The organism is Pseudomonas sp. NY8896 (assembly GCF_039634505.1).
Map to the genome: position 1 here is coordinate 3,237,375 of NZ_CP132350.1, position 25,315 is coordinate 3,262,689.

Consider the following 25,315-nt stretch of genomic DNA (forward strand, 5'->3'; position numbering starts at 1 on the left):
GAGGTGTTCGGCGATGCCGCTCATAGCCTGCCGAAGTGGTCGCGCGCCTGATTGACGCGCACCTTGCTTGCTGACGGTGGTATCAAGCAGCCGTAGCCACGGCCGACCTGGCGTCGCCAATCAGGATATCTTCAAAGAATGCCCCGACCGGCTCGGTAGGGTGGCACAACTGAATCTCCAATACCCACACCACTTCGCTGGGCACGATTCCCACCTCGGCCAGCTTGTCCTGGCCATACAACACATGCGGGAAGTCTGCGATGCGGTGCCCGGCCAGGTTGCGCTCCAGCTGCCAGCCTTTGGCCTGGGCACTGCGCTCTGCGAAGTCATAAAGCTCGCGACCGGTCAGCCCACGCCCCCAGGCCTGGCGGGTTTCGTCGAACACTTCATGCAGTGCCTTCACGCAGGCGTGGTGCAGTGGGTGCTGGCCAAACACGAAGGTGTCGCCATAGTCGCCCTCATAGCCATCCCACACCGGGCCCACGTCGACCACGACAATGTCTGTGCTACGTAATACGCGCTGCAGATCAATGCCTTGCCGGGGTGTGCGTACGGTATCGTCGCCAAAACGGATGTAGGTGGGGTGCCAGGTGTGCGACGCGCCCATTGCCTGCAGGGTTTGCGCGGCCATCTCCAGCGCCTGGGCGGTGGTCATGCCGACTTGCAGTTGGCTGGCAATAGCGGCCACGGACCGTACCGACTGCTCGCGGGCCGCGAGCATGCCGTCCAGCGAGTAGCGTGGGCCGACCTTTTCCAGTTCAGGGTGCAGCGTGCTGGCTGCTGAGGCCTGGGTGGCCGCCGCGCCGCTGGCGACAAAGGCCTCGGCGACAAAGCGATGGGGTAGCACGCCCGCCGCAACGCATTGTTCGCGCGCCTGGCTGATCATCGCGGGATTGCCGCAGGCATAGACCTGGGTTTCTTCCCAGTGGTGGGGCTGGCCGAGCGCGACCTGCTGGATGCGTGCCTGGCCCGCGAGTACCGGGTACCAGCGAAAGTGTGGGTGCGCCCCACTGGCCTGGTCGAGAAACGCGTGGTCGTAGAAATCGGCCGTCGATGAGCCACCCCAGTACAGGGCCACCTCGGCGTCGCGAGCCAGGGCAGTCAGCAACAAGGGCTTGATGCCGGCGTAGCCTGTGCCGGTGGCCAACAGCACCAGCGGGCGTTGCTCATCGTGCTGCCAAGTACAGGCGCCCAGCGGGCCTTCGAGCTTTACCGAAGCACCTGCTTGCAGGGTGGGCAGCAGACCTTCGGTGAACAGGCCACCGCTGACCTTGCGGATGTGAAACACCAACTGCCCTTGCTGCTGGGCAGGCAGGTTGGCAATGGAGAAACAGCGGCTGTCGCCGTTGTCCAGCCGGAACCGCACGTACTGGCCGGCCCGGACGTCCAGCGGCTGAGCAGGCTGCAGCACCAGTTCGACGATATCGTTGCTTAGCGCGCGCTGGCCAACAACCTGAGCGTGGGTTTCCAGGGTTGGGGTGTCCAGCGACCAGCCCGGAATTTCCAGGCGCATGTCGCTGCAGGCATGGCTCTGGCACAACAGCATTTCGTCTGCAGCCAAGGGATAGGAGGGGGCCGGTGTATCCGCATCCCGCTGTTTATCCTGATACTGCCCCGACACTACCTTGACCTTGCACGAGCCGCAGGCGCCGCGGCGGCACGAGAACGGTACCGGCAGCCCGCTGGCGAGCATGGCATCGAGCAGCAGTTCGTGGCTGGCGTCGAAGGTTTTGCCCGAGGGCGACAATTCGATGACGTGACGGCTTTGCATGAACACCTCGGGGCAATTGGAGGTTCGATTGTTGCTATAGTCCAGGACCAGCAGAACCTCCAGTTTTGGATAATTCATATGGTCCAGCTTCGTAAATGGCAGCCACTGCTCAAGCTCGATGGGGCGCAGGCTTCGTACCGGCAGATCGTCGAGGGGCTGGTGGCCGCGATCAGCGAGGGCCGCCTGCGCCCTGGCACGCCGTTGCCGGGCACGCGGGAGATGGCGCAGTTGCTGAACGTCAACCGCAAGACAGTGATCCTGGCCTACGAGGAGGCCGAAACCAAAGGCTGGCTGCAAAGCGTGCAGCGTCGGGGCACCTTCGTCAGCCAGCAGTTGGCGCCTGGCACACTGGTCGCGCCGAGTGCCGCCAGGCCGTTTGCCCTGGCGCTGCCCGTGGAGCCCGCCGTTGCCTACTTCAAGGCGAACGAGCAGGCTGCGGCGCAGCAGGGGCGGCCAGGGGCCTTGTTTTTCGACAACGGCGCCTGTGATCACCGGCTGCTGCCGCAGGCTGTTTTGCACCGCTATTACCGCAATGCCTTGCGCAGCAGCTTCACCAGCAACAGCGTGCGCCACGGCAGCGATTGCAGCAGCCTTTACCTGCGCGCCGCCCTGGCCGACATGCTGCGGCACAATCGCAGCCTGAACGTTGGCGCCGAGCATATCTGCCTGACCCAGGGGGTGCAGATGTCGCTGTCGCTAGTAACCAGCGTGTTGCTCAAGCCAGGTGACGTTGTGCTGGTCGAGCGCCTGAGCTATCCCCCGGCGTGGGAGATTTTCCGTCAGCTGGGTGCCCGGCTGGTAACCGTGGACCTGGACCATGAGGGTTGCCGTGTCGATCAGATCGATGCCCTGTGCCGGCAGCACAAGGTGCGAATGATGTACATAACGCCCCATCACCAGTTCCCGACCACGGTCAGCCTGCCCGCCGGGCGCCGGCAGCAGTTGCTGGAGCTGGCGCGACAGCATGACTTCTGCGTGGTCGAGGAAGACTACGACTACGAATACCACTTTTCTGGGCGGCCTTACCTGCCTTTGGCCAGCGACCGCCAGCAGCGCCATGTGATTTACATCGGCACACTGTCCAAACCCCTGGGCAGCACGTTCCGTTGCAGCTACATCGTCGCACCGGTGGAGGTAACAGCCGTGCTGGAGCGCAGGGCCACGCTTACCCTGGGGCAGGGCGATGCGGTGATGCAGCGGATGCTGGCGGACTTGATCAATGATGGCGAACTGAAGAAACACTTGCGCCGGGTCAACCGCGAGTACCGTCGGCGCCGCGAAACCTTGCTGGCGTGTTTGCATGGCGCGTTCGGCGAACAGATCACCGTACAGGAACCCGAAGGTGGGTTGGCGCTGTGGGTGAAGTTCGCCGATGCGATCAACGTGGATCAGCTGGTCGACAACGCGCTGGAGCTGGACCTGGTGGTGCGCAGTGGGCGGCAGTTTTCGCCGTTTGGCCATGCCGAAAATGCGTTGCGCCTGGGGTTCGCTTCGCTGGATGTGGGTGAGATCCGGTTGGCTACCCAACGCCTGGCGGACGCCGCCAAAGCGATTGGCAAGGCGGCGCCCACCGGTGACCGTGCGGCGTCTAAATGCGCCGCCACACGTCGCCCTGCTCGCTGACCACCCAAGGCCTGTCAGCCGCATCGACCAGCACCCCGCCAACCCAGCGCTGCGCGGGGTTGTGATCCAGCCAGTGCGCTTTTCCTGCAAGCACTTGCTCGGCAAGCGGGGTCAGCCGCAATAGGCGTTGTGCCCAGGCTTCTCCGGGGCCCTCCAGCAGCAGCGGCTGCGGCGCATGGATCAACGGTTGCAGCAGCACATGGAACATCAGGTCACCCAGGTAAGGCAGCGGGTCGTCCTGCATCATCAACTGGCCAAACACGCGGCCAGCCGGTAGCTCGCCACGAGAGGCCAGCACGCCTAACAACAGGCGTTCGGTAAGGCTCAAACCATCATTCGCCCCCGGTAGTTCCTGTAGCTGGCGCGCCAGTGCCCGGCCCAGTAAAGGCAAAGCCTTGTGCGGGCGGCCGGCGAGCTCCGCCCAGGCATGTGGCGCTGGCGCGGTATAGGCCGCCCATGCCTGGCGTGCCAGGACCAGTGCATCTTCACCCAGTGCACGACGTTGTGGCCACAGCCACGCCAGCAGGTCAGGCGCCAATTGCCCGATGCCGATGAAACGTTCGACACCGGGCACTTGGTCAGCTTCGATCAGTTCCAGCCGGCGTGGCAGGCCGGGGAGGCTGGCGAGCACGCGAATCAGGAACAGCTGGTCGTAAGCGTCGGCCTCGCACCACAGTACCAGCTTGCTGTCTGTGCTCAGGCCGGCCAGCGCCGCTCGCTGTGCGGCCTGGCGCTGTTCAACGTCCTCCGCCCGCAGGTTGAACGCCTGCTGCACGTAGTCTCCACGCACCCGCCAGTACCGTTCCTCGGGCAACGCCGGTACCGGGCCCATGACCATGGGGTCGTCGAACATCTGGAATGCACCGGCAAACCCGGCGGTGCGCAGGCTGTGGGCGATGTCGTTGCCGCAGCGCCAGTGCTGCACGGTGGCTTCGTCATCGGCGGCAAAACCGGGGTGGCGTGCGGCAAAGGCCACGGCGTCGGCATGTGCCTTGAGCTTTGGCCAGCTGGCAAAGCCGGCCTCGCGGGCCACCAGCCATTGGGTATCGGCAAGCCGGTAGTCGGGGCCGGGCAGGCCGAGCGTACGCAATTGCTCGCGGGCGTCTTCGGCCTGGTGATTGTTCAGGGCGTTCAGCAAGCGCTTGGCGCGTTTGCGCAAGGCGGGCAGGTCGAGCAGACCGTGCTGACGGGATGCATTGATGGCGGGCATGCCAACTCCTTTGGGGCTCGGTCCGCCGACAAGCCGGGAGCTGGTATGGGAATGTGTTGACGCATGGCTCGGGCAACCCCTTCGCGCGGACCGCAGGCGCAGCCAGCGCCCAGGCCCCCGACTTTAACGGTGCAGCACACCGGGTTGCAAACGATAGTTTTCCCATGGCTTGCCGCGCGTCTTATAGTGGTGGGCTTTTCTCAGTCGAAGTCAAAGGAGTGGCTGACATGCGTGTACGTACCCTGCTGGCGGCAATCGGGGCCAGCCTGTCGCTGTCTTCGGCATTGGCCGCGCCCGGCCAGCCAGAGACCGCGCTAAGCGAACGTATTTCAGTGCAGGTCGAAGGCGCTGGGCCGGACGTTATCCTGATCCCGGGGCTGGCCTCATCGCGTAAGGTATGGGCGGGGCTCGCCAGCACGCTGCGCCAGCAGCACCGCTTGCACCTGGTGCAGGTCGCAGGTTTTGCCGGCTCGCCAACCGTGCCCGCTGTGGACGGGCGCGTGGCCGCTCCGGTGGCCGAGGCGGTAGCCGACTACATCCGCCGCCAGCACCTTGAGACGCCGGCCATCATTGGCCATTCACTGGGCGGTGAGGTCGCGCTGATGCTGGGTGCACGCCATCCTGAGCAGGTAGGCCGGCTGATGGTCGTCGATGCGCTGCCGTTCTACACGTTGCTGATCGACCCCAGGGCAACCGCCGAAACGGCCGCACCGCAGGCTGCCGCATTCCGCGATGCGATGTTGGCGGCCCCTGCAGCGCAGGCCGAAGCGATGCAGCGCACGGCCATCGACCGGTTGGTCAAGACCGCAGCGGCACGGCCTGCACTCATTGCGGCGGCGCTGCACTCGGACCGCAAGGCCGTAGCCGATGCCACCCATGAACTGATGACCACCGACCTGCGCCCGGAGCTTGGCGCTATCCAGGCGCCGATAGAGGTCGTATACGCCTATGACCCTATGTATGGCGTACCTGCCTCCAGCGTCGATGCAACCTTCACCAATGCCTATGCCGGCACGCAGGGCATCAGCTTCAAGCGAATCGATGGCAGCTTCCACTTCGTCATGCTGGATCAACCCCAGGCCTTCACTGAGGCGGTGGTCGACTTTCTCGGTCGCTGAGGCTGGCCTCGGCGCAATCTGTTCGGTTACCGCCCATAACCGCATCCCGGTGCCTCAAGCCTGCGCCAGCTACTCCGATAGCAGCACACCCACCGTCGAATCATCGACCAGAAGTGGTGCCAACAAGGAGTACTGCCCGCATGCTTGCCAACCTGAAGATCCGCACCGGAATGTTCTGGGTGTTGTCGCTGTTCAGCCTGACCCTGCTGTTTTCCACCGTCAGTGCCTGGTGGGCAGCAGTGGGCAGCGACCAGCAGATCACCGAGCTGGACCAGACGGCGCACCAGTCGGACCGGTTGAACAATGCGTTGTTGATGGCGATTCGTTCCAGCGCCAATGTGTCCTCGGGCTTCATCGAGCAGTTGGGTGGCCATGACGAGAGTGCTGGCAAGCGCATGGTGTTGTCGGTGGAGCTGAACGACAAGAGCCAGGCGCTGGTCGACGCGTTTGTCGAAAACGCCCGTGAGCCAGCCCTTCGCACGTTGGCACTCGAGCTGCAGGCTACCTTTGCCGAATACGCCAAGGCGGTTGCCGGGCAGCGAGAGGCGACCCGTCAGCGTTCGCTGGAGCAGTACTTCAAGGTCAACAGCGATGCCGGCAATGCCATGGGCCGGCTGCAAGCGCTACGCCAACAGTTGGTGGGCGCACTGAGCGAACGTGGTCAGCAGATCATGCAGGAGTCCGACCGGCGTCTGGCCCGTGCGCAGTTTCTGAGCCTGTGCCTGCTGGGTGTGACTTTGCTGCTGGCGGCACTGTGCTGGGCTTTCATTGCCCAGCGTGTGCTGCTCCCGCTGCGTGAAGCCGGTCGGCATTTCCAGCGCATTGCCGGTGGCGACCTGAGCGTACCGGTGCAAGGGCAGGGCAACAACGAGATCGGCCAGCTGTTCCATGAGCTGCAGCGCATGCAGCAGAGCCAACGCGACACCCTTGGGCAGATCAATCACTGTGCCCAGCAGTTGGATGCCGCCGCCACGGCGTTGAATGCGGTCACCGAGCAAAGCGCCAACAACCTGCGCCAGCAGGGGCAGGAGCTGGAGCAGGCCGCTACCGCCGTGACCGAAATGACCACGGCCGTGGAGGAGGTTGCGCGCAACGCCATCACCACCTCGCAAACCACCAGCGAGTCCAACCAGCTGGCTGCGCAAAGTCGCCGGCAAGTCGGTGACAACATCGACGGCACCGAAGCCATGACCCGCGAGATCCAGACCAGCAGTGCGCATCTGGAACAGTTGGTCGGGCAGGTGCGGGATATCGGCAAGGTACTGGAAGTGATTCGCTCGGTGTCCGAGCAAACCAACCTGCTGGCGCTCAATGCTGCCATCGAAGCCGCCCGCGCCGGTGAGGCCGGGCGCGGCTTTGCGGTGGTGGCAGACGAGGTGCGCACGCTGGCCTACCGCACGCAACAATCGACCCAGGAAATCGAGCAGATGATCGCCCGCGTGCAAGCCGGCACCGAGGCGGCGGTGGCTTCGATGCAGGCCAGCACCAACCGGGCGCAATCGACACTGGAGGTGACCCTGGCCTCGGGGCAGGTGCTGGAGGGCATTTACAGTGCGATCGGCGAAATCAACGAGCGCAACCTGGTCATTGCCAGTGCGGCCGAAGAGCAGGCCCAAGTGGCGCGGGAGGTAGACCGCAACCTGCTCAATATTCGCGAGCTGTCTCACCATTCAGCGGCGGGCGCGCAGCAGACCAGCGAAGCGAGCAAGGCGCTAGCGGGCCTGGTGGGGGAGATGACGGCGTTGGTGGGGCGGTTCAAGGTTTGAGTGATGGCGGCCACGCCAGCAAGTAACATTAAAACAAGGTGAAACTTATTTAAAGTTCTGCTTGCTGGTTGACTTCGATACTACGCTTGAATAAAGTTCGACCGGCCCTGGACAAGGGCCTTACTTTCAATCACTGAAGAATTCAATGGACACAGTATCTAGTCGCTGCCTGACCACCGCCGTACGGCCAGGTCAGGCACTTGAACCGGAACACCGGTCCCGACGCCTCGGTCGGGCAAGCCGCGCCAGAGCCTGATGCTCCGCCGTAGCTTGCCGCCGCCGGTGTCCGCCGGTTGGAGGCAAGCTCATGAACCTCACTTCATTCGTTTCATATCACCTGCTCGCCTGCTTTGCGGCGCAGCAGGCCTGTGCCTGGCCGCGCCGCCTGCACGGGTACCCTGATGACAGCCAGAACCCCCCAAGTAGATGCGGGGCGCTGGCGCGTTAGGGAAATCCTGAAAAAGACTTCCTGATTTGGCAAAATCCCCGGACACCAATCGCCGAGCTTTTCGATGATGAAACAAATGACCTTCGCCGATGCCGAGTACGCCGGTAAGCGCAAGCAGACCCGCAAGGAGCTGTTCCTGATAGAGATGGATCGGGTCGTACCCTGGGAGGGTTTGATTGCTCTGATCAAACCTCATTACCCAAAGGGCGAAGGGGGCCGTCCAGCCTATCCGCTGATGGCGATGCTGCGGATTCATCTAATGCAGAACTGGTTCGGTTACAGCGATCCGGCGATGGAAGAGGCGCTGTACGAGACGACGATCCTGCGCCAGTTTTCCGGTCTGAGCCTGGAGCGAATCCCGGATGAAACCACCATCCTCAACTTCCGTCGCCTGCTGGAAAAGCATGAGTTGGCCACCGGTATTCTCGGCGTGATCAATGGCTATTTGGGCGACCGTGGCTTGTCACTGCGACAAGGCACCATCGTCGATGCCACTCTGATTCATGCGCCCAGTTCGACCAAGAACAAGGACGGCAAACGCGACCCGGAAATGCATCAGACCAAGAAGGGCAACCAGTATTACTTCGGTGCCAAAGCTCACATTGGTGTCGACGATGAGTCCGGGCTTGTGCACAGCGTGGTGGTCACTGCGGCCAACGTCGCGGACGTAACCCAAGTCGACAAACTGCTGCACGGTGGTGAGAACGTGGTCTGCGCTGATGCGGGCTATACCGGTGTAGAGAAGCGTGAAGAGCATGAGGGGCGCCAAGTCATCTGGCAGATTGCAGCCCGGCGCAGCACTTACAAAAAGCACGGTAACCGCAGCGCGTTATACAAAGCGATACGTAAGATCGAAAGAGCCAAGGCCCAGGTTCGCTCCAAGGTTGAGCATCCATTTCGGGTGATCAAGCGCCAGTTTGGTTATACGAAAGTGCGCTTCCGAGGCTTGGTGAAAAACACTGCTCAGATGGTGACGCTGTTCGCCCTGTCGAACATTTGGATGGCGCGTCGACATTTGCTCTCCAATGCAGGAGAGGTGCGTCCGTGAAGAGTGAAGTGACTGCTGCGAGGTGCTTGCAGCGGCAAAAAAGGCTGAAATAGACGGCAGGTTTGACCGGGATTTGAGCGGCTACCGTTTTTTGAAAGTGTCGATGGCGAAGTAGCCGGAAAACAGGGGCTACTTCAGACCATCCTTAGCACGCCGGAACCCCCAAAACTTCTCACTGAATAAAAGATATCAAACGGTATCGTTGTGCTCGAACTTTTTAAATGAAAAGTTTGCGGGGGCGTATGGCCTGTTGTTTATGACAAAGGAATAAAACCATGGATTGCGCGAGTAGAAAGTTCGCTGCCGAAACAACTTCCGACCCTCGGCAGCGGACAGATTTCTGTCGGAAAGAACCCGTATTCATCTGCGACCCGACATGCCTTCGTTCACCGCCTGAGTGAAACGTCTGTGTGTCGTGCCGCCGCAGCGGCAGGAGCACAGCAACATGACTGTCAAACACCGCGACACCTCATCGGCCAAGGCCGAACGCGAAACCCGCTTGTCCACGCGTGCCGCCCGTGAAGCGCGCAATGGCCTGGCTGTCACCCTCGCCAACCTCGATGCCTGCGAGCAGGGCCTGACCGAGCACGAAGCCGCCAAGCGCCTGGAGCGCGACGGGGCCAACCAGGTCGCCCACGACCCGCAACCGCATGCCCTGGTGCAATTGCTCAAGGCCCTGCACAACCCGTTCATCTATGTACTGCTGACCCTGGCCGGGATCAGCTTCGTCACCGACTACTGGCTGCCGCTTCGCGCAGGCCAAACGGATGACGCCGACCTGACCAAGGTCATCATCATCATGACCATGGTCAGCCTCAGTAGCGTGCTGCGCTTCTGGCAGGAGTACCGCTCGACCAAGGCCGCCGATGCGCTCAAGGCCATGGTGCGCACCACTGCCACCGTGCTGCGCCGCGAGCAGGTCGGGCAGGCCCCGCGTCTGCGCGAAGTGCCCATGGACGAACTGGTGGCCGGCGATATCGTGCAGCTTTGCGCAGGCGACATGATTCCCGCTGACATTCGCCTGCTCGAATCACGTGACCTGTTCATCAGCCAGGCGGTGCTCACTGGTGAAGCGCTGCCGGTCGAGAAGTACGACACCCTTGGCCATGTCGCGCAGAAGTCCGCTACCGGGGGCAGCGGTAGCCAGGACAACCTGCTCGAGCTGGCGAACATCTGCTTCATGGGCACCAACGTGGTCAGTGGCCGCGCCCGCGCAGTGGTGGTCGCCACTGGCCGACGCACCTATTTCGGCTCGCTGGCCAAGGCCATTGCCGGCTCGCGCAGCCAGACCGCTTTCGACCGTGGGGTGAACAGCGTCAGCAGCCTGCTGATCCGTTTCATGCTGGTGATGGTCCCGGTGGTGTTCATGCTCAACGGTGTGGTCAAGGGCGACTGGGGCGATGCTTTCCTCTTCGCACTTGCCGTGGCCGTGGGCCTGACCCCGGAAATGCTGCCGATGATCGTCAGCGCCAACCTGGCCAAGGGCGCCGTGGCCATGGCCCGGCGCAAAGTGGTGGTCAAGCGCCTGAACGCCATCCAGAACCTGGGCTCCATGGACGTGCTGTGCACCGACAAGACCGGCACGCTTACCCAGGACCGTATCATCCTCGAACACCACGTGCGCTTTGACGGCCAGCGCGACAGGCACATCCTCGAGCTGGCCTGGCTCAACAGCCATCACCAAAGCGGCATTCGCAACCTGATGGACCAAGCTGTGCTGCATTTCGCAGGGCAGGACCGCCAGTTCCAGGCCCCCTACGCCTATGCAAAGGTCGACGAGCTGCCGTTCGACTTCATCCGCCGTCGCCTGTCCGTGGTGGTGAAGGATGCCCTGGGCGACCACCTGCTGGTAAGCAAAGGGGCGGTCGAGGAAATGCTCGCCATCGCCACCCATGTGCAGGAAGGCGACCGTGTCGTTAGCCTCGATCCGCGCCGCCGCCAACAACTGCTGGCCAGTGCCGACGCCTTCAACCAGGACGGCTTTCGCGTACTGGTGGTCGCCACCCGCCAGATCCCGGCGGCCGAAGGCAAGGCGCAGTATCACGCCGACGATGAGCGCGATCTGGTGATCCAGGGCTTCCTGACCTTCCTCGACCCGCCCAAGGAAACTGCCGGCCCGGCCATTGCCGCTCTGCGGGACATGGGCGTGCGGGTCAAAGTGCTGACCGGCGACAACCCGGTGGTGACGTGCAAAGTCTGCCGTGAAGTTGGCCTGGAGCCAGGCCTGCCATTGCTCGGCCAGGACATCGAGCGCATGGACGACACCACCCTCACGCTGCAGGTCGAAGAACGCACGGTCTTCGCCAAGCTCACCCCGCTGCAGAAATCACGCGTGCTCAAGGCCCTGCAGGCCAATGGTCACACGGTGGGTTTTCTTGGCGACGGCATCAACGATGCTGCGGCCCTGCGCGATGCCGACGTCGGTATCTCGGTAGACAGCGGCACCGACATCGCCAAGGAATCGGCCGATATCATTCTGCTGGAAAAGAGCCTGATGGTGCTTGAAGAGGGTGTGCTCAAAGGCCGCGAGACCTTCGGCAACATCATGAAGTACCTGTGCATGACTGCCAGCTCCAACTTCGGCAACGTATTCTCGGTGCTGGTGGCCAGCGCGTTCATCCCATTCCTGCCGATGCTGGCGATTCACCTGCTGCTGCAGAACCTGATGTACGACTTCTCCCAGCTGTCGCTGCCTTGGGACCGCATGGACAAGGAATTTCTCAGCAAGCCACGCAAATGGGATGCGCGCAACATTGGCCGCTTCATGCTGTGGATCGGCCCTACGTCGTCGATCTTCGACATCACCACCTTTGCCCTGATGTGGTACGTGTTCGCGGCCAACAGCGTCGAGATGCAGGCACTGTTCCAGTCCGGCTGGTTCATCGAGGGGTTGCTATCACAGACCTTGGTGGTGCATATGCTGCGCACGCGCAAGGTGCCGTTCTTCCAGAGCACCGCCGCGCTGCCAGTGGTGCTGGCAACGGGGCTGGTGATGGCGTTGGGTGTCTATATCCCGTTCTCGCCGGTGGGGGCGATGGTTGGCCTGGTGCCACTGCCGTGGGCGTACTTCCCTTGGCTGGTTGCCATCCTGCTGGGCTATTGCGTGGTCGCCCAGGCCATGAAGGCCCTCTATATCCGCCGCTTCGGGCAGTGGTTCTGAACCCTGTGCAGCAGCTCAGCCTGGCTGCGTCGCCAGGCTATTGCTGACGTTGCGTCCCAGCACCAGCACGGTGACGAAGCCACAGCCCACCAGCGCCGTGGCCAGGCTCAACAGCACTGCGGTGCCCATATGGTCGACCACTTGCCCGCCGAAGAACGAGCCCACGGCAATGATCACCTGGAACATGGCCACGAACAGCGGCATGCCGCGTTCGACATCCTTGGGCGCCACCACGAACATCCAGATATTGGCGCAGGCCGGGAACGCACCGAAAGCAAAGCCCCACAGTGCGATCAGCATCGCGGCGCCCGTCATGCTGGTGGCGAAGTGCGGGAACAGGGCGGTACTGACTGCGATCATGAGCGCGACCAGCATCAGGGTATGTCGCACGCTGCGGTTGGCGGCAAAGCCGGCGAAGATGTTGCCCATGAAACCGGCCACGCCGTACAGCAATAGCAACGAGCCGATGGTCGGCCCGTCGAAGCCGGCATTCTGTTTGAAGAACGGTGCAACATAGGTGTACGCCGCAAAGTGCGCCAGGCCGATCAGCAAAACAGCGATCAAGCCGACCCGTGCTTGCGGGTTGACGAACAGCGCTGGCAGGTCGCTGATGCGAATGGCCTTTTCCGGCATCAGCCGTGGCAACAGCAATACCTGCGCCAGCAGCACGGGTACGCCGACCAGGGCGGTGACCAGGAAGGTCATGCGCCAGCCCATCAGGCCACTCAGCCAGGTGCCCACGGGTACGCCCACTACCGTCGCCAGGGTTACCCCCGCCATGATGATGGAGTTGGCCTTGGCTACGCCCATGCCGTCAGGTGCCAGCCGCCCGCTGAGGGCGATGGCGGTCGCCCAGAAGCCGCCAATACTGACACCCAGCAGCACGCGGCCGACCAACAGCAGGTTGAAGTCACCGGCGTAGGCCACGATGGCGTTGGCGATGATCATGATCAGTGTCAGGCCGATCAGCAGGTAGCGCCGGTCCAGCGCCCCCACACCCACCGAGATCAAAGGCGCGGCCAGCGCGGCCATGATACCGGGCAGGGTCACCATCAGGCCGGCAAGGCCGGCACTGATGCCAAGGTCGCTGGCGACATCGTTGAGTACCCCCACCGGGAGGAACTCACTGGTGACCAGGGCGAAGGCGCCCACGGCGACCGAGAGGATGGCCAGCCACTGCTGCGTGACACTCTGTTGATTATGTTCGGGAAGGCCACGAGAGGCCTGGCGGTTGCTTGGCATGGGGTTCGGTTCCATGAGGGATGTCGCCTGTAGCAGGCGCAGGAGCGGGGGGATTTGCAGGCGATTATAGAGACGGCCTGGTCAGGCCGACAGGCAGGCCGCTCGATAGTAATCATCAGCGCCATCGATGAAAGGCCTTGCGTAGAGCGCCCGCGCTCAGCGACCACGCCCTACCAGTGCCGCCCCTGCGCAGGCCAAGGCAATGGCTGTTATGCCCAGCCACTGGGTCAGTGCCAGCACTTCACCGAGGATCAACCAGCCTGCTATCGCCCCCGCAGCGGGCGAAGCGCTGAGCAGCACGCCAAAAATACTGGGCGGCAAGTGCCGCATGGCATACATGTCGAGCAGGAAAGGCACCGTGCTGGAAAGCAGCGCTACGCCCAACCCGACCATAAGCACCCATGGCGCCAGCAACTCGGCACCGGCGTGGTTGACACCAAGTGGTACGCCCAGCAGCGCGGCAAACAACATCCCGGTGCCGACTGCCTGTTTGCCGTGAACCGCCACTTTGCTGCCAAGCATCACATACAGCCCCCAGGCCAATGCAGCCGCGAGCGCGTACATCACCCCGCGCGGGTCGAGGCCCTGACTGCCCGTGCCCCATGGCAGCAAGGTAAGCCCGGCGACCGACAGGGCAATCCACAGCAGGTCGATCCGCCGCCGGGAAGACAGCAAGGCCGCGCCCAGTGGGCCGATGACCTCGATGGACACCGCGATGCCCACCGGGATATAGAGGAATGCCCGGTAAATCAGAATATTCATCAGCCCCATCATTACGCCATAACCCAACAAATGAAGCATGTTGGCCTGGCCCCAGATGCGCCAAGGGCGCAGCACCGCCAGCAAGATGACGGCGGACAAGCCCAGCCGCAGGGCGACAACGCCTTCGGGGCCGATCAATGGAAACAAGGTTTTGGCCAAGGCAGCACCGGTTTGCACCGAGACCAGCGCGGCGATGGCTGCCCCGACAGGGGCGAAGGTTCCAGCAGTTTTTGCGTCCACGCGTGGCTCCAGCATCGGTCGAGGCGACATTTTAGTGCTCGGCCTGCGAAGCAATTACTGTGAAAATGGGCCTCTGACGAGTGAACTGCTTTCTTTGGAACCCGAAAATGAGTGACTGCGCCAACCGTCCGCTGGACGGCTTCGATCACGCGATTCTGCGGCTGCTGCAGCAAGACAACAAAACCTCGCAGCGCGCCATTGCCGAGGAAATCGGCCTGTCCACACCGGCTGTACAGCGGCGTATTGCACAGATGGAGGCGAGCGGGGTGGTCACTGCCAACACCGCAGTCATTGCCCCGGAGTGTGTTGGGCAGATGATCACGGCCATCGTCGAATCACGCTTGCGGGACGATCGCTCGCAGGTGATGGACCGCGCCAAGCGTTATTTCGCCAATGTGGCAGAGATACAGCAGTGTTACTTCGTCAACGGCGGGGTGTCGTTCATCATCGTCATGCTTGCCCGTGACGTGGCGCATTTCGAAAAGCTGGTGAGGCTGCATTTTGCCGATAACGAAGACATCCTGACTTACCGCACGTTGATCGTTCTGGACAAGGTCAAGGTCGGGCTGTCTGTGCCGCTTTGAATGTTTCGCGCGACTGAAATCACTCAGCGCGGCAAACCAATGTTCCGGGCGGCGTCCAGTACCAGGCTGCGCAGCCACTTCTGGTCCAGAGGAAATCGCGTGGGGCACGATTTGCAGGTGCTTTGGGGCTCTTCCAACGCATGACGCAGTTAAAGGCCGATGGTGCCCAGCGGCAGCATCCTGGCAGGCAATCGCGGTCGTGGACACGTCAGTTCTCCTTGCTATGGATGCGGCATCGTCGGCGCAAGACCAGGCCTCTACCTGGCATCACGGCAGCACCTGCTTGCTGCCAGGTTGCCGGTCATGCCGGGACGATACCGCCCAACACCATTTGGGTGACCGTTCGGGTGGCGCGGTCAAAGTCAGCCTTGTCAGGTTCGGCTACGCCTCTGAGCTGCGACATTTGCCAGGCCAGATTGGTGTAGGTGCGTGTCGACGACCAGATGAAGATCATCAGGTGCTCAGGATCACAGGGCGCCAGCCGGCCATGGTCGATCCAGTTGCGCAGGCAGGCGACGTTGCGCTGGGCTTCCTCGTGCAGCAGGTTCTTGCATGCCTCTGGCAGATGCTTGCCCCCTGAGAGCAACTCCTGGCTGAACACGGCGGCGCTGAACGGGTGCTCGCGAATGATGCGGATGCGGGCTTTGATATAGGCCCGCAGGCCTACTATCGGGTCGTCGCTTTTGCGCAGCGCTGCCGAGGCCCTCACCAGCGGTTCAACGAAGCTCATCAGCACCTGCACGTACAGGTTCTCTTTGGATTGAAAGTAGTAGTAGAGGTTGGCTTTAGGTACCCCGGCACGTTCGGCAATATCATGCGAATGAGTGGCGGTGAAGCCGGTCGTGGCAAACGCTTCGCTGGCAGCCTGCAGAATCAGCTTCTGATTCCTGCGCCGAATGCCGGCATTTCCCACGGTGTGATTGGTTGCGCCGAGCAGAGCGTCAGCGCCGTTGTCGGACTCGTTCAGCATTTCGATTTGCAGGCACATCACGGCTTCATCTGGCTTTACGGGTATCGGTGTATATAAAAGTATATAGCGATTGACGTGCTTTTTCCCGGTCCTTTACGCACGTAGCCATTGAAGTGGTGCGATGCTGTCTTTCTCACTCGCGAGCCTGGATGCTAGAGTTGCCGGCCATGGATCGCTGCACCGGTAATCGGCCCCTCATTGCCTGGGCATTGTATTTCAGTGTCCTGTTCAACGTGCTTTGCTGTGGCCTGGGTCACGGGCAGGCATTGGGCTTGGCGCTCAATGGCTTGGGCGGCGGCTTCTGCAGCCTGGCCAATGACATCTCCACCTCACAGGCCCAGCAACACGGCACATCGTCCACGGCGGACTGGAGCAACCTGTTCGCCTGTCCAACGTGTACGGCGAACTTCCTTACCTTGGTGTTCCTCCTGGGGGTCGCCTGGTTGCTCAGCTGTGTGAACCCAAGGCGGTTTTGCAGCGAGGTGCGCAGCCAGGCGCCTCCACGCTATTGCTGGCCCACGGCCAACCCCCGAGCTTCTCCTTTTTGACGTTGCCGGCGCCTAGGCGCTGATGCGGGCTCGCGCCTGCGTATCGAGCACGATGCCTGGCTGCGCATGCCCGCAGCAGGCGCTGCTATCTGCAACGTCGGTCAAGGATCAGCCCACTCATGATGGTACTGACCTGCGCCAGCCATGCGCCTCGGCATCGCTGGCTTTCGCTTTATCCGCGTGCTCCCCCCTATCTACCTGTCAGAACGGTCCCGAAACGCACACTACCCGCCAGGAATCAAGGCGGGGCCTGTTCAAGGCTATCTGATGCATGGAGCACATGATGTCTCGCCCTTTGGCCACTTCACGCTTTTGCCCCCCGGCTCGCGCTGCACGCTTGAGTGAGTCTCGCTTGCCGTTTCCCGATTACCCCTGCAACGCCCGTACGTTCGTCAAGCTGGACGCGCGACTACTGCCGTACTGGCACACGTTGTTCGACGTGTGCCCAGGCTTGCTCAAGCTAGACCCGCCGGAAGGTCTGGAACTGTTCCGCTGCTTCATGACCTGGGCTTATCGACATCACCCGGCCTTGGATTGGAGCTATTACATCAGCGTCTGCCGTTGGCTGCTGGGCTCACCCTACAAGGCACAGGTAACCGAGACGCACATCGAGGCATTCATGGTCGCGGCGGCTGCCTTATGGATAGCTGCCGACATGTCTGAGGCGCGTGGCCTGGTCCTGGCGTGGCAGCCAATGGCGGATGTGGTGGTGGAATGGAAGCCGGGCATGCGGCCAACCCCCTTCACAGTGGAGCAGACGAACTGCTTGCCCCCTCCGCCCTGGGAGTTTTCCTGGAGCCCACTCAGTGGTAAAGGCCCGGACAGTTTTCGCCGGTGGTTGCCCGTCCCGGGCGCACTAGCGGGGTCAAGGGGGTGATGCGGCTGCGACAATCTACCGCAGCATGGCAGTGGCGCCTGGCATGGCGGACGGCAGCCCTGGGCTTGGCTTTCAGGGTGCGACAGCCTGTCGCAGTTCGGGGGTGCAAGTGGCAAGTGTTAAGTTCAAATCTGGCGTGAAGCGGGTGGCTGAAAAGTTTCAATACAGGCACGCCCCACGACCAAGCCCGGTAACTGCAAGGGCGATATCAATGCATGAAAAGGATATTTTATGCTACAGCAACGAATTACCAGCGATGCCATCGTCACACCCCTGCGCGTTGCAGACGCGCAGGCGGTATCGCAGTATAAAAATGAAGACGTTGTACTGAAGTTTTGCAAGGAGTGGGATGTCACGCGCGAGGAGGCAGAAGAGCTCTTCGAGGAAACCAAGAAATTCCTGTTGCTGGCTGCGCAGTGCCAGCGAGAGTGTTTCAGTGTGTCCATTTACTATCAGTTTCAAGTGATTGATGAAATGTGGCATACCTTTCTTCAGTTCACCGACCACTATTATGCGTTTTGCAATGAATACATGGGTGGGTTTCTTCATCATTTTCCGTTCTCGCGGAACATGCTGAAAGAGGAAATAAAGCACCTGGCCAAGCACAACATGACCTTTGCAACGCAGAAACAACAGGATTTTGCTTTCCAGTTGCGCAAAACCCAGCAAGTGCTGGGCGACGATACGGTCATCAAGTGGTACGGCGAGTACGCGCAGAAGTTTAGCATCGAAAGCCTCAATGCTCGACGTAAGCCGCTGATGCTGGACGACCTGCAAACCGACGAGCAAGGGCGGGTGAACGCAGAGATGCTGAAACTTCCGAAGGAGCAAATTCTCAAGTACATACTGGATCGCAATGTCGTGCTCAACAATGTGTGCGGTTGCTCCGGCAAGGGCTGTGGCGCCGGTTGCATGTGCAATTCCAATCGTAACCATTGATTGACGGGTCGCCCACCCTTGGGTGGGCGATCGACGACAACGAGTGCTACCGTGACCGAAATCGAAAAACGTACACTTAAAACCGGTATTGCCAGGCAGGTGGGGATCGCTGGCCTGACATTGCTCGCCTCGCTGCTGTTCGTGTCATTCGGTTTGATGATGCGCTTTGCAATCGATCATCCTGAATCAGTCGCGAGCCTTGCCGGCCTGGTTGCATTCTGCGCGGGCTTCCTGGCCATTCGCCTGGCGATGCCCTGCAGCTTTGCCCTCGTGGAGTGGTTGTCACACGGCTACTGCATCAGGGTTGAGTCGCTGCTCAGGGCGGCGTACCTCGACAAGCTTGGCCGCATCTACCTTGAACAACTGGAACAGCTCAACAGGAGCGAGATGGTAGCTACCTATGAAGCCGCCATGTCATCGGTCAGTGCTTATATCAGGGTTATCTGGGGTGAGGCGTTGCCCATCTTATTTCAAATCGTGTTCGTCATTGGCTGTGTCAGCTTCTATTTTGATGGCGTGATTGCAGGCAGTTTCACTCTAGTGGTTGCCACCTATATGGCGGTGGTCATCAAGATGACCAGTGCACGCTTTCCGTTGATCAAGCGAGTTGCAATCACGCAAAAGTATTTGAATGCCGTGCTCCACAGTGTGATCGCGGCAGGGCTCTGCGAAAAACTGTTCAATGCAGGTGGCAGGTTGAAGCATAGGCATGGGGTGGCCGTAGACCGCTACCTCTCAGCGCAGCAGCGTGTTCGCCAGGTATTCTTCAGGTTCGGCATTGTCACCACCCTCGTATCATTTACCGGGAGTGCAATGGTATTGGCGGGGGCCGCATTCAGATTCAACCAGGGCTACGCCACGATGGGCAGCCTGATCATGCTGGCCACGTTTCTTTTTCAAGTATTTCTGCCCTTGAACCGTATCGGTGTGCTGTGGCGCACACTTAACAAGGCGCGCATCGATTTCGTCGTACTTGAGGAATCGCTTGGCCGTATGGCAATGCACGCCGCCGCGGTGCATCACGATCAGCCCGCCGACCCTGCAAGTATCGACATTTCCCTGCACCAACTTTGCAAGAGCAAAGGCGGCAGGCCCATCCTGCAAGGCGTCACCGCGAACGTGCCTTGCAAAGCAGGCCTGCCCACTTTCGTGACGGGTACCAACGGCACGGGGAAAACGACGCTTGCGCGCCTTATCGCCGGGGTTGACCGCCCTGACAGCGGGTGCATTCGTTTCAATGGCGTCACCCGGCAGCCTGAGCGTTATGGTTTGACACCCGACTGGATCGCCATGACCAGCCAAACCATGGTCTTTATCGGTGGTACGGTTGCCGAGAACCTTGAGACCTTTCTGGGCCCCGTAGACCTGGACGCATACGCCGTACTGGCAAGTACCCTGTCATTCGACAAGCCGCTGGCGTATGAGGTGGGTGAGCAAGGGCAGAACTTGTCAGCGGGCGAGCGACAGAAGCTCGGCATTATCCTGGCTTTGTTGAAGAAGCCCGCGTTGCTCGTCATGGACGAGCCCACCACCCACCTTGACCCGGCGTCGGTCACAGGCTTGCAACGCCTGGTTGAACAAAAGGCCTTGATCTCCCGCGTACTGATTGTGACCCATGACAGCCATTTCATGAGGCATTTTGACTGCGCGCCGAGATTCGGCTTGACGCAAGGCACCCGCACCACAGATGCTGAAAAACTGATATAGGGAATATTAATGGACCGCATGGATTTTGCGTTACCTGAAATGGACTTCTTCATTCGCTCGGCCTTTCAGAAGAAACCCTTCGTATTCGAGTCGGTCACGGGCCACCAGCTGGTGGGCTGGGGTGAAATCAACAACCTGCTTGAGAAGGATATTCTCGATTACCCCAGAATACGCCTGGCGAACGATGGCATCCCCTCCGAGCGTGGCTTCAAGGGGTTTGTAACCTATACCCTGACGGTGACAGGTGAGACCTCGCCGCATATCAACCGTTACAACCTTCTGAAGCGTTTGCAAACCGGTAGCACATTGATCATTGATCGCTGCCAGGCATTTTTTGAGCGCGCTCAACAAGCGGCAAGCTACTTGTCTACACACCTGCGTTGCCGGTCCGGGGCAAATCTTTATTGTGCCTGGAGTTCAACGCCAAGTTTTGGTGCGCACTTCGACAACCACGATGTAATTGCAGTGCAGATCGAAGGTGTGAAACGGTGGGAAGTCTATGCGCCCACACGTCCCTATCCACTGTTGAATGACAAGAGTTTCGACCAAACGCCTCCCGCCGGCGAGCCCATGCTGTGCCATACCTTGACGCCAGGCCAGGCCATCTATGTACCTGCCGGTTATTGGCATAATGTGTTCACTGAAACTGAGCGTTCGATGCACATTTCCTTCCCTGTTGTACGGCCCCGTAAGATTGACCTGATCAGGATGGTCCTGGAGCGCCTGGAGGCGTCGGCGGAACTGCGCGAACCCATTGCCCACGGCAGTGATGCTATTGGCAATGCCAGGTTGAGTGGGGTGCTTTACGCCTGCCTTGCGAATATTGACATTGATGAGTGGGAGGCGGCGGTTGTCGAAGACTGTATGCAGGGAAGAGATATAAAGTTCAACCTGCCTGATATAAGGACCCGAGATGCCTGAAATTTCACTTTCACCGGAAGCGCGAGCGCTCATGATTGGCAAGTTGAAGGCGTATTGTGCCGATACCTTTGAGTTGCAGTTGGGGCAGTTTGAGGTTGAGTTTTTCCTCGATTTCATTGAAGAGGTCTGCGGCCCGGCGTTTTACAACAGTGGCGTTGAGCAAGCGATAAAAACCTATGCGGCATGGAGCGAGCGGGTTCAGGAAGAAATGGACCTGAAGAGGATACTGTGAAGATCTCATCAAATTTGTCGTTGATGCGCAAAGAGTGGTGCAACGCTTTTTATACACTGAATATCGAGCAGTTGGATTACTTGGAGGCGGACTGGTTCTTCTCGACGAACGGTATAAAGTTCATGTACAAGAAAAACCAGTTACATAAACTTTCTGTGCTCCGTGGCCAGGACGCGTCAGCTTTTTCTCAGCACAAACGAACGGAGTCGAATGTCGAAGTGCGAGAGCTGGGTAACCTTGCAGCTGTCAGTGGTGTGGCATTCATTGTCACGCCGCAAGGGAGCAAGCAGATAAATTTCGTCGAGAGCTGGATCAAAATCAACGACAGTTGGAAGTTGCAATTTCAATCATTCGAAGGTGAAGGCTGACGCAACAGATCAGGCCAGCACAGCGTGTTCAAGCCTGTGCTGGCAAGATCGTTGCGCACTACTCCGTCAGCGCAAATACGGCGAGCTAAGGCGTTACCAGCACATCACACTGCGATTCGTCCAGTACATGCTTGGTGACGCTACCCACCAACAGCTCCTCCAGCGCGCTCGTACCCTGCTTGCCGACCACGATCAGGTCGCATTCCAGCTCTTGTTCCTGCTCGGCAATGCGCCAGCCAGGGTCACCGTGCACCACGATCTGCCGGGCATCGGCTACGCCGGCAGCTTCGCTCAATGCGGCCAACTGTGCCACTGCATCCTGGCGGATGACATTGCGGTAGCGGGTGAGGGTGTCCTGGTCGATATGGGCGAAGCGCACGCTGCCTTCGAACGGGGCTTCGTACGCATGCAGCAGGATGATCTCGGCTTGCGGGGCAATGGCCTTGGCCAGTTGGATCGCGCGCAGCGAAACAGGTGAAAAATCGACGGGAACCAGCACGGTGCGGTAGGCGTCACGAGGTGCCGGCTTGACGACCAACAACGGGCAGGGCATGTGGTTGAGCATTTTTTGCACGGTCGAGCCCAGCAGCAGGCGCCGCGCCACGCTCTGGCCCTTGGCTCCGCACACCAGCAGGTTGCTGTGTTTGTCCTGCACTACCCGGGTGATTTCCGTGATCACCGAACCACTGGCAACCTGCACACCCGCAGAAATGTCGTAGCGCTGGAACAACATGGCGGCCAGTGCGCGGGTTTTTTCGCCGGCGCTGTCCAGTACCCGTTTCAACAGGTCGTCATCAGGCGCCACCAGTTGCTTGAGGCGCTCGAAGGGGGCCGGGTTGGCAACGTACAGCAGGTCCAGTGCGGCCTGCTGCGTGTTGCTCAGGTAGGCAGCGCGCTCTGCTGCGTTGCGGGCATGGGGGGACAGGTCGGTGGCGACCAGTATGTGTTTCAGCGGGCTCATGTGGGGCTCCTTTTCCAAGGCCGCGCACAGTGGTCGAAGGCAAACCTTGAACAATGTGCGCCTGGCGGTGCTTGAGTCATTCCTTGCGTGCAGCCATCGTCGCGCGAACCCGGCGCGAGGGCTTGATTTGGGTCAATGGAGTGTAGGTGCAGCGGCGGATCATGCCAGCAACAGCATCCGCAGCACCCCGGTCACGACAATGGCGAACACCACCACCGGCAAGAGCGAAAACCGTGTGGCTGCGTACACCGTGAGCCCCAGCGCAATCAGGTCGGCCGGCTGCCCGGAAACGAACTTGGGAGCGATCACGGCAATCAACACGCAGCCGGGCGCGGCGTTCAGCACCTGGGTCAGCTGTGGCCCCAGGGTGCGCTTGCGCAGCAGCAAAAAGCCCAGCGCACGGGTCAGGTAGGTGGCCACGGCCATGCCCAGGATGGTGACCAGCGTCGAAACGTCCATCATGGCTTGGCCCACAGGTAAGCGCTCACCAGGCCAGCCACGGTACCCGCAAGCACGTACCAACCACCGGGGATCAGCAGGTAGAACAGCGCTGCGGTGAGCAGGCTGAACAGCCATGGCACGGCGGCATGTACGCCTTTCCACATGCCTTTGAGAAGTACCAGGAAGACTGCCGCGAAGGCCATGTCGAAGCCATAGCTGCGAAGGTCGCCGAGCAGCGGCCCGGCCTGCGCGCCCAGGCTGGTGAACGTGACCCAGGTGGCCCACAGGCTCAGCGACACGCCCATGAAATAGCGCAGGCTGAAGCCACCGCGCTGGCGCGCATCGGCCAGGCCCATGGCCCAGCTCTCGTCACACATGAAGAACAGCGCCCCCAGTGCCTTGGGTAATGGCAGGTGGCGCAGGTACGGCGCCAGTGTCGCGCCCATCAGCAGGTGGCGGCTGTTGACCAGCAAGGTCATGGCGACAATCACCAGGATTGCCGGTGGTGAGGTCCACAGCTCGATGGCGGCGAACTCCGAGCCGCCACCGAAGTTGAGGCCGGTCATCAACGCCACTTCGCCGGCTGCCAGCTGGTGCTGGGAAGCTTGCGCGCCCAGTACCAGGGCGAAGGGGATGAAGCCCAGCAGCACCGGCAGGGCGGCAACGGCGCCCCGGCGCAATTCGCTTTGCGGTGTGGTGGCAGGGGGATCGTTCAGTACAGGTTCAAGGGTATTCATGGTCACCTCCAGTGGAGGAAAATTATTCCAATGAATCGCTGAAATTGGCTTGCGTAGTTGCACTGATGCGCAGAGCATTTGGCATCTGCTACCGAATACTTAAAAAAAGAGAACGTTCAATGCCAATCAAGCTCGATGCCATCGACCGCCGCATCCTGCGCGCGCTGCAGCGCGACGGCAGGTTGCAGAATCAGGAACTGGCCAAACAGGTGGGGTTGTCTGCTTCGCCGTGCCTGCGACGGGTGCGGCTGCTGGAGGAGGCTGGGGTGATCGAGCGTTATGTGGCATTGCTGGACCCGGCCAAGGTCGCGCTGGGCCTGACCCTGTTCGTGCGCGTATGGCTGAAGCGTCAGGACCAGGACACCACCGATGAGTTTGTCGAGGCCGTGCGCCAATTGCCCGAAGTGGTGGAGTGCCATGTGATGGCGGGCGACTGCGACTTGTTGTTGCGGGTGGTGGCGGCTGACCTGGAAGCCTATCGGCGCTTTCAGATCAAGCACCTGACCAGCCTGAGCGTGGTGCAGAACGTGAAGACCGAAGTACCGATGGAAAAAATCAAGCTGACCACCGAGCTACCGGTGTAGCTGCGCGGGTGCCAGCCATCACAGCCCCGCGCTGGCGCGCACCATCGCGTAGGCCTGGCGCACCAGCGGGTTGACGGTGTTGGCCCGCACCCACAAGTGGTAGGTGACATCGGGTAGCGCCGGCAGGCCGTCGCTTTGGCCGAGCACACGCATGTCGGGGCCGACCATCTCCTGGCTGCGCGCAGTAATGCCCAGGCCGGCGCGCACCGCTGCCTTGACGCCGATCAAGTTGGACGCCAGGTACGCCTGGCGCCAGGCGATACCGGCCCGTTCCAGGGCCTCCAGGGCCAGTTTGCGGTACAGGCTGGGCTCGTCCACCAGCACCAGCGGCAACGGCTCGCTGGGCAGGTGCTGATACTGCGCCGCGCATATCCACCACACCGGCGAGGTACGCAGCGCAAAGCCTTCCAGGCCCGGTGCGGTGCGGGTTGAAATGACCATGTCGACCTTGCCGCGCTGCAAGTCTTCCATCAGGAACGGGCTGCGGCCAACGTCGATTTCCAGGCGCAGGTTGGGCGCCGAGCGGGCGATGTGGCTGAGCAGTGGCGGCAGGATGGTGTCGGCGATGTCGTGGGGCGAGCCGATCCGCAGCACGCCGCTGGGGCCATCCAGCCGCAGGCCCGCGAGCGCCTCGTCATTGAGCGCGAGCATTTGCCGGGCGTGGCGCAGCAACTGACGGCCAGCGTCGGTCAGCGACTTGTGGCGGCCTTGCTTGCGCAATAGCGGTACACCTACCTGTTGTTCCAGGCGTTGCATGTGTTGGGTGACCGAGGCCTGGGTGCGGCCCAGGTTGCGGCCGGCTTCGGCGAAGCTTGAATGGTCGGCGATGGCGACGAACGTACGAAGCAGGTCGAGGTCGAGGGTGCTCATGGAGTGGGCCAGGCAGCGTTGGGGGAGAGGGGCGCACAGTGCTTTTACATTAATGATGCACGGCTAAAGATAATGAATATTTATCTATTGTTGGGTGCTTGATCAAGAGGCTATCTGTGTGACCCCTATTTTTCGGGGCTTATACCCATTTTGAAAATTTTCCGTTCATTCAGTGTTATAACGATAGG

At 61.0% G+C, this 25,315-nt stretch carries 23 protein-coding genes; 14 read left to right on the forward strand and 9 right to left on the reverse strand.

Features of this window, described 5'->3' with window-relative positions:
- Nucleotides 1–82: 82 nt before the first annotated feature.
- Nucleotides 83–1,849 carry a M24 family metallopeptidase gene (locus Q9451_RS14520; RefSeq protein WP_012272809.1) on the reverse strand — a complete coding sequence of 589 codons (1,767 nt, stop codon included), beginning with the start codon at nucleotides 1,847–1,849 and terminating at the stop codon, nucleotides 83–85.
- Here Q9451_RS14520 and Q9451_RS14525 point away from each other — a divergent pair, their 5' ends adjacent.
- Complete coding sequence (locus Q9451_RS14525; RefSeq protein WP_041166524.1) at nucleotides 1,850–3,394, forward strand: PLP-dependent aminotransferase family protein; 1,545 nt, start codon at nucleotides 1,850–1,852, stop codon at nucleotides 3,392–3,394.
- On the opposite strand, the gene Q9451_RS14530 is transcribed toward Q9451_RS14525, so the two are convergent.
- On the reverse strand, nucleotides 3,360–4,604 hold the full coding sequence (locus Q9451_RS14530) for a DUF1835 domain-containing protein (protein WP_012272807.1): 1,245 nt from the start codon (nucleotides 4,602–4,604) through the stop codon (nucleotides 3,360–3,362). The two genes, Q9451_RS14525 and Q9451_RS14530, sit on opposite strands and share 35 nt — an antisense overlap.
- Before the next feature lie 227 nt (nucleotides 4,605–4,831).
- Between Q9451_RS14530 and Q9451_RS14535 the strand changes: the two genes are divergently transcribed.
- The 4 genes from Q9451_RS14535 to mgtA all read left to right on the forward strand — a co-directional run bounded on the left by Q9451_RS14535 (nucleotide 4,832) and on the right by mgtA (nucleotide 12,144).
- Complete coding sequence (locus Q9451_RS14535; protein ID WP_012272806.1) at nucleotides 4,832–5,722, forward strand: alpha/beta hydrolase; 891 nt, start codon at nucleotides 4,832–4,834, stop codon at nucleotides 5,720–5,722.
- A 140-nt stretch (nucleotides 5,723–5,862) separates the two neighbouring features.
- Entirely contained in the window at nucleotides 5,863–7,488 is a 1,626-nt protein-coding gene (locus Q9451_RS14540; RefSeq protein WP_012272805.1) for a methyl-accepting chemotaxis protein, read from the forward strand.
- Nucleotides 7,489–8,003: 515 nt separating this feature from the next.
- Entirely contained in the window at nucleotides 8,004–8,984 is a 981-nt protein-coding gene (locus Q9451_RS14545; protein ID WP_024086516.1) for an IS5-like element ISPa26 family transposase, read from the forward strand.
- A gap of 445 nt (nucleotides 8,985–9,429) precedes the next feature.
- On the forward strand, nucleotides 9,430–12,144 hold the full coding sequence (gene mgtA / locus Q9451_RS14550; protein WP_012272804.1) for a magnesium-translocating P-type ATPase: 2,715 nt from the start codon (nucleotides 9,430–9,432) through the stop codon (nucleotides 12,142–12,144).
- 15 nt (nucleotides 12,145–12,159) lie between these two features.
- Here mgtA and Q9451_RS14555 read toward each other — a convergent pair whose 3' ends face one another.
- Together Q9451_RS14555 and Q9451_RS14560 are read right to left on the reverse strand one after the other, a co-directional pair.
- A complete protein-coding gene (locus tag Q9451_RS14555) occupies nucleotides 12,160–13,386 on the reverse strand; it encodes an MFS transporter (RefSeq protein ID WP_041166730.1) in 1,227 nt (408 codons plus the stop codon).
- Between the two features lie 156 nt (nucleotides 13,387–13,542).
- Nucleotides 13,543–14,388: an EamA family transporter gene (locus Q9451_RS14560; RefSeq protein WP_012272802.1), complete on the reverse strand. Its 846-nt coding sequence runs from the start codon at nucleotides 14,386–14,388 to the stop codon at nucleotides 13,543–13,545.
- Between the two features lie 107 nt (nucleotides 14,389–14,495).
- Here Q9451_RS14560 and Q9451_RS14565 point away from each other — a divergent pair, with 107 nt between their 5' ends.
- On the forward strand, nucleotides 14,496–14,972 hold the full coding sequence (locus tag Q9451_RS14565; RefSeq protein WP_012272801.1) for an Lrp/AsnC family transcriptional regulator: 477 nt from the start codon (nucleotides 14,496–14,498) through the stop codon (nucleotides 14,970–14,972).
- A gap of 301 nt (nucleotides 14,973–15,273) precedes the next feature.
- Here the strand turns inward: Q9451_RS14565 and Q9451_RS14570 are convergent, their stop codons facing one another.
- Nucleotides 15,274–15,960 carry a TetR/AcrR family transcriptional regulator gene (locus Q9451_RS14570; protein WP_012272800.1) on the reverse strand — a complete coding sequence of 229 codons (687 nt, stop codon included), beginning with the start codon at nucleotides 15,958–15,960 and terminating at the stop codon, nucleotides 15,274–15,276.
- A gap of 149 nt (nucleotides 15,961–16,109) precedes the next feature.
- Between Q9451_RS14570 and Q9451_RS14575 the strand changes: the two genes are divergently transcribed.
- From Q9451_RS14575 to Q9451_RS14605, 7 genes are all read left to right on the forward strand, one after another.
- Entirely contained in the window at nucleotides 16,110–16,490 is a 381-nt protein-coding gene (locus Q9451_RS14575) for a DUF2946 family protein (protein ID WP_071984455.1), read from the forward strand.
- A gap of 352 nt (nucleotides 16,491–16,842) precedes the next feature.
- The gene (locus Q9451_RS14580) at nucleotides 16,843–17,367 is read left to right on the forward strand and encodes a putative natural product biosynthesis protein (protein ID WP_308936482.1); all 525 of its coding nucleotides are present in this window, start codon (nucleotides 16,843–16,845) and stop codon (nucleotides 17,365–17,367) included.
- 231 nt (nucleotides 17,368–17,598) lie between these two features.
- On the forward strand, nucleotides 17,599–18,306 hold the full coding sequence (locus tag Q9451_RS14585) for a hypothetical protein (RefSeq protein WP_012272797.1): 708 nt from the start codon (nucleotides 17,599–17,601) through the stop codon (nucleotides 18,304–18,306).
- Nucleotides 18,307–18,357: 51 nt separating this feature from the next.
- The gene (locus Q9451_RS14590) at nucleotides 18,358–20,013 is read left to right on the forward strand and encodes an ABC transporter ATP-binding protein (RefSeq protein WP_345960959.1); all 1,656 of its coding nucleotides are present in this window, start codon (nucleotides 18,358–18,360) and stop codon (nucleotides 20,011–20,013) included.
- Between the two features lie 9 nt (nucleotides 20,014–20,022).
- Nucleotides 20,023–20,934, forward strand: a complete 912-nt coding sequence (locus Q9451_RS14595) for a cupin domain-containing protein (RefSeq protein ID WP_012272795.1) — start codon at nucleotides 20,023–20,025, stop codon at nucleotides 20,932–20,934.
- Nucleotides 20,927–21,166, forward strand: coding sequence for a DUF2164 domain-containing protein (locus Q9451_RS14600; protein WP_012272794.1), 240 nt, complete (start codon nucleotides 20,927–20,929; stop codon nucleotides 21,164–21,166). Before Q9451_RS14595 ends, Q9451_RS14600 begins: the two co-directional genes overlap by 8 nt.
- The gene (locus Q9451_RS14605; protein ID WP_012272793.1) at nucleotides 21,163–21,534 is read left to right on the forward strand and encodes a hypothetical protein; all 372 of its coding nucleotides are present in this window, start codon (nucleotides 21,163–21,165) and stop codon (nucleotides 21,532–21,534) included. Before Q9451_RS14600 ends, Q9451_RS14605 begins: the two co-directional genes overlap by 4 nt.
- Before the next feature lie 85 nt (nucleotides 21,535–21,619).
- Here Q9451_RS14605 and Q9451_RS14610 read toward each other — a convergent pair whose 3' ends face one another.
- The 3 genes from Q9451_RS14610 to Q9451_RS14620 form a co-directional block, all read right to left on the reverse strand.
- On the reverse strand, nucleotides 21,620–22,495 hold the full coding sequence (locus Q9451_RS14610) for a universal stress protein (protein ID WP_060493501.1): 876 nt from the start codon (nucleotides 22,493–22,495) through the stop codon (nucleotides 21,620–21,622).
- 159 nt (nucleotides 22,496–22,654) lie between these two features.
- Nucleotides 22,655–22,957 (reverse strand): AzlD family protein, encoded by a 303-nt coding sequence (locus tag Q9451_RS14615; protein WP_012272791.1) that lies wholly within the window; start codon nucleotides 22,955–22,957, stop codon nucleotides 22,655–22,657.
- Nucleotides 22,954–23,673: an AzlC family ABC transporter permease gene (locus Q9451_RS14620; protein WP_012272790.1), complete on the reverse strand. Its 720-nt coding sequence runs from the start codon at nucleotides 23,671–23,673 to the stop codon at nucleotides 22,954–22,956. The genes Q9451_RS14615 and Q9451_RS14620 overlap by 4 nt, the downstream gene beginning before the upstream one ends.
- A 119-nt stretch (nucleotides 23,674–23,792) precedes the next feature.
- On the opposite strand from Q9451_RS14620, the gene Q9451_RS14625 reads away from it, so the two are divergent.
- Complete coding sequence (locus tag Q9451_RS14625; RefSeq protein ID WP_012272789.1) at nucleotides 23,793–24,257, forward strand: Lrp/AsnC family transcriptional regulator; 465 nt, start codon at nucleotides 23,793–23,795, stop codon at nucleotides 24,255–24,257.
- Between the two features lie 18 nt (nucleotides 24,258–24,275).
- Here Q9451_RS14625 and Q9451_RS14630 read toward each other — a convergent pair whose 3' ends face one another.
- Nucleotides 24,276–25,127 carry a LysR substrate-binding domain-containing protein gene (locus tag Q9451_RS14630; protein WP_012272788.1) on the reverse strand — a complete coding sequence of 284 codons (852 nt, stop codon included), beginning with the start codon at nucleotides 25,125–25,127 and terminating at the stop codon, nucleotides 24,276–24,278.
- Nucleotides 25,128–25,315: the final 188 nt, after the last annotated feature.

Excerpts from the sequence above, each read along its gene's own strand:
- Q9451_RS14520 (WP_012272809.1), bottom strand. The coding sequence starts at position 1,849 with ATGAATTATCCAAAACTGGAGGTTCTGCTGGTCCTGGACTATAGCAAC.
- Q9451_RS14525 (WP_041166524.1), top strand. The coding sequence starts at position 1,850 with ATGGTCCAGCTTCGTAAATGGCAGCCACTGCTCAAGCTCGATGGGGCG.
- Q9451_RS14530 (WP_012272807.1), bottom strand. The coding sequence starts at position 4,604 with ATGCCCGCCATCAATGCATCCCGTCAGCACGGTCTGCTCGACCTGCCC.
- Q9451_RS14535 (WP_012272806.1), top strand. The coding sequence starts at position 4,832 with ATGCGTGTACGTACCCTGCTGGCGGCAATCGGGGCCAGCCTGTCGCTG.
- Q9451_RS14540 (WP_012272805.1), top strand. The coding sequence starts at position 5,863 with ATGCTTGCCAACCTGAAGATCCGCACCGGAATGTTCTGGGTGTTGTCG.
- Q9451_RS14545 (WP_024086516.1), top strand. The coding sequence starts at position 8,004 with ATGAAACAAATGACCTTCGCCGATGCCGAGTACGCCGGTAAGCGCAAG.
- mgtA (WP_012272804.1), top strand. The coding sequence starts at position 9,430 with ATGACTGTCAAACACCGCGACACCTCATCGGCCAAGGCCGAACGCGAA.
- Q9451_RS14555 (WP_041166730.1), bottom strand. The coding sequence starts at position 13,386 with ATGCCAAGCAACCGCCAGGCCTCTCGTGGCCTTCCCGAACATAATCAA.
- Q9451_RS14565 (WP_012272801.1), top strand. The coding sequence starts at position 14,496 with ATGAGTGACTGCGCCAACCGTCCGCTGGACGGCTTCGATCACGCGATT.
- Q9451_RS14570 (WP_012272800.1), bottom strand. The coding sequence starts at position 15,960 with ATGTGCCTGCAAATCGAAATGCTGAACGAGTCCGACAACGGCGCTGAC.
- Q9451_RS14575 (WP_071984455.1), top strand. The coding sequence starts at position 16,110 with ATGGATCGCTGCACCGGTAATCGGCCCCTCATTGCCTGGGCATTGTAT.
- Q9451_RS14585 (WP_012272797.1), top strand. The coding sequence starts at position 17,599 with ATGCTACAGCAACGAATTACCAGCGATGCCATCGTCACACCCCTGCGC.
- Q9451_RS14595 (WP_012272795.1), top strand. The coding sequence starts at position 20,023 with ATGGACCGCATGGATTTTGCGTTACCTGAAATGGACTTCTTCATTCGC.
- Q9451_RS14600 (WP_012272794.1), top strand. The coding sequence starts at position 20,927 with ATGCCTGAAATTTCACTTTCACCGGAAGCGCGAGCGCTCATGATTGGC.
- Q9451_RS14610 (WP_060493501.1), bottom strand. The coding sequence starts at position 22,495 with ATGAGCCCGCTGAAACACATACTGGTCGCCACCGACCTGTCCCCCCAT.
- Q9451_RS14615 (WP_012272791.1), bottom strand. The coding sequence starts at position 22,957 with ATGATGGACGTTTCGACGCTGGTCACCATCCTGGGCATGGCCGTGGCC.
- Q9451_RS14620 (WP_012272790.1), bottom strand. The coding sequence starts at position 23,673 with ATGAATACCCTTGAACCTGTACTGAACGATCCCCCTGCCACCACACCG.
- Q9451_RS14625 (WP_012272789.1), top strand. The coding sequence starts at position 23,793 with ATGCCAATCAAGCTCGATGCCATCGACCGCCGCATCCTGCGCGCGCTG.
- Q9451_RS14630 (WP_012272788.1), bottom strand. The coding sequence starts at position 25,127 with ATGAGCACCCTCGACCTCGACCTGCTTCGTACGTTCGTCGCCATCGCC.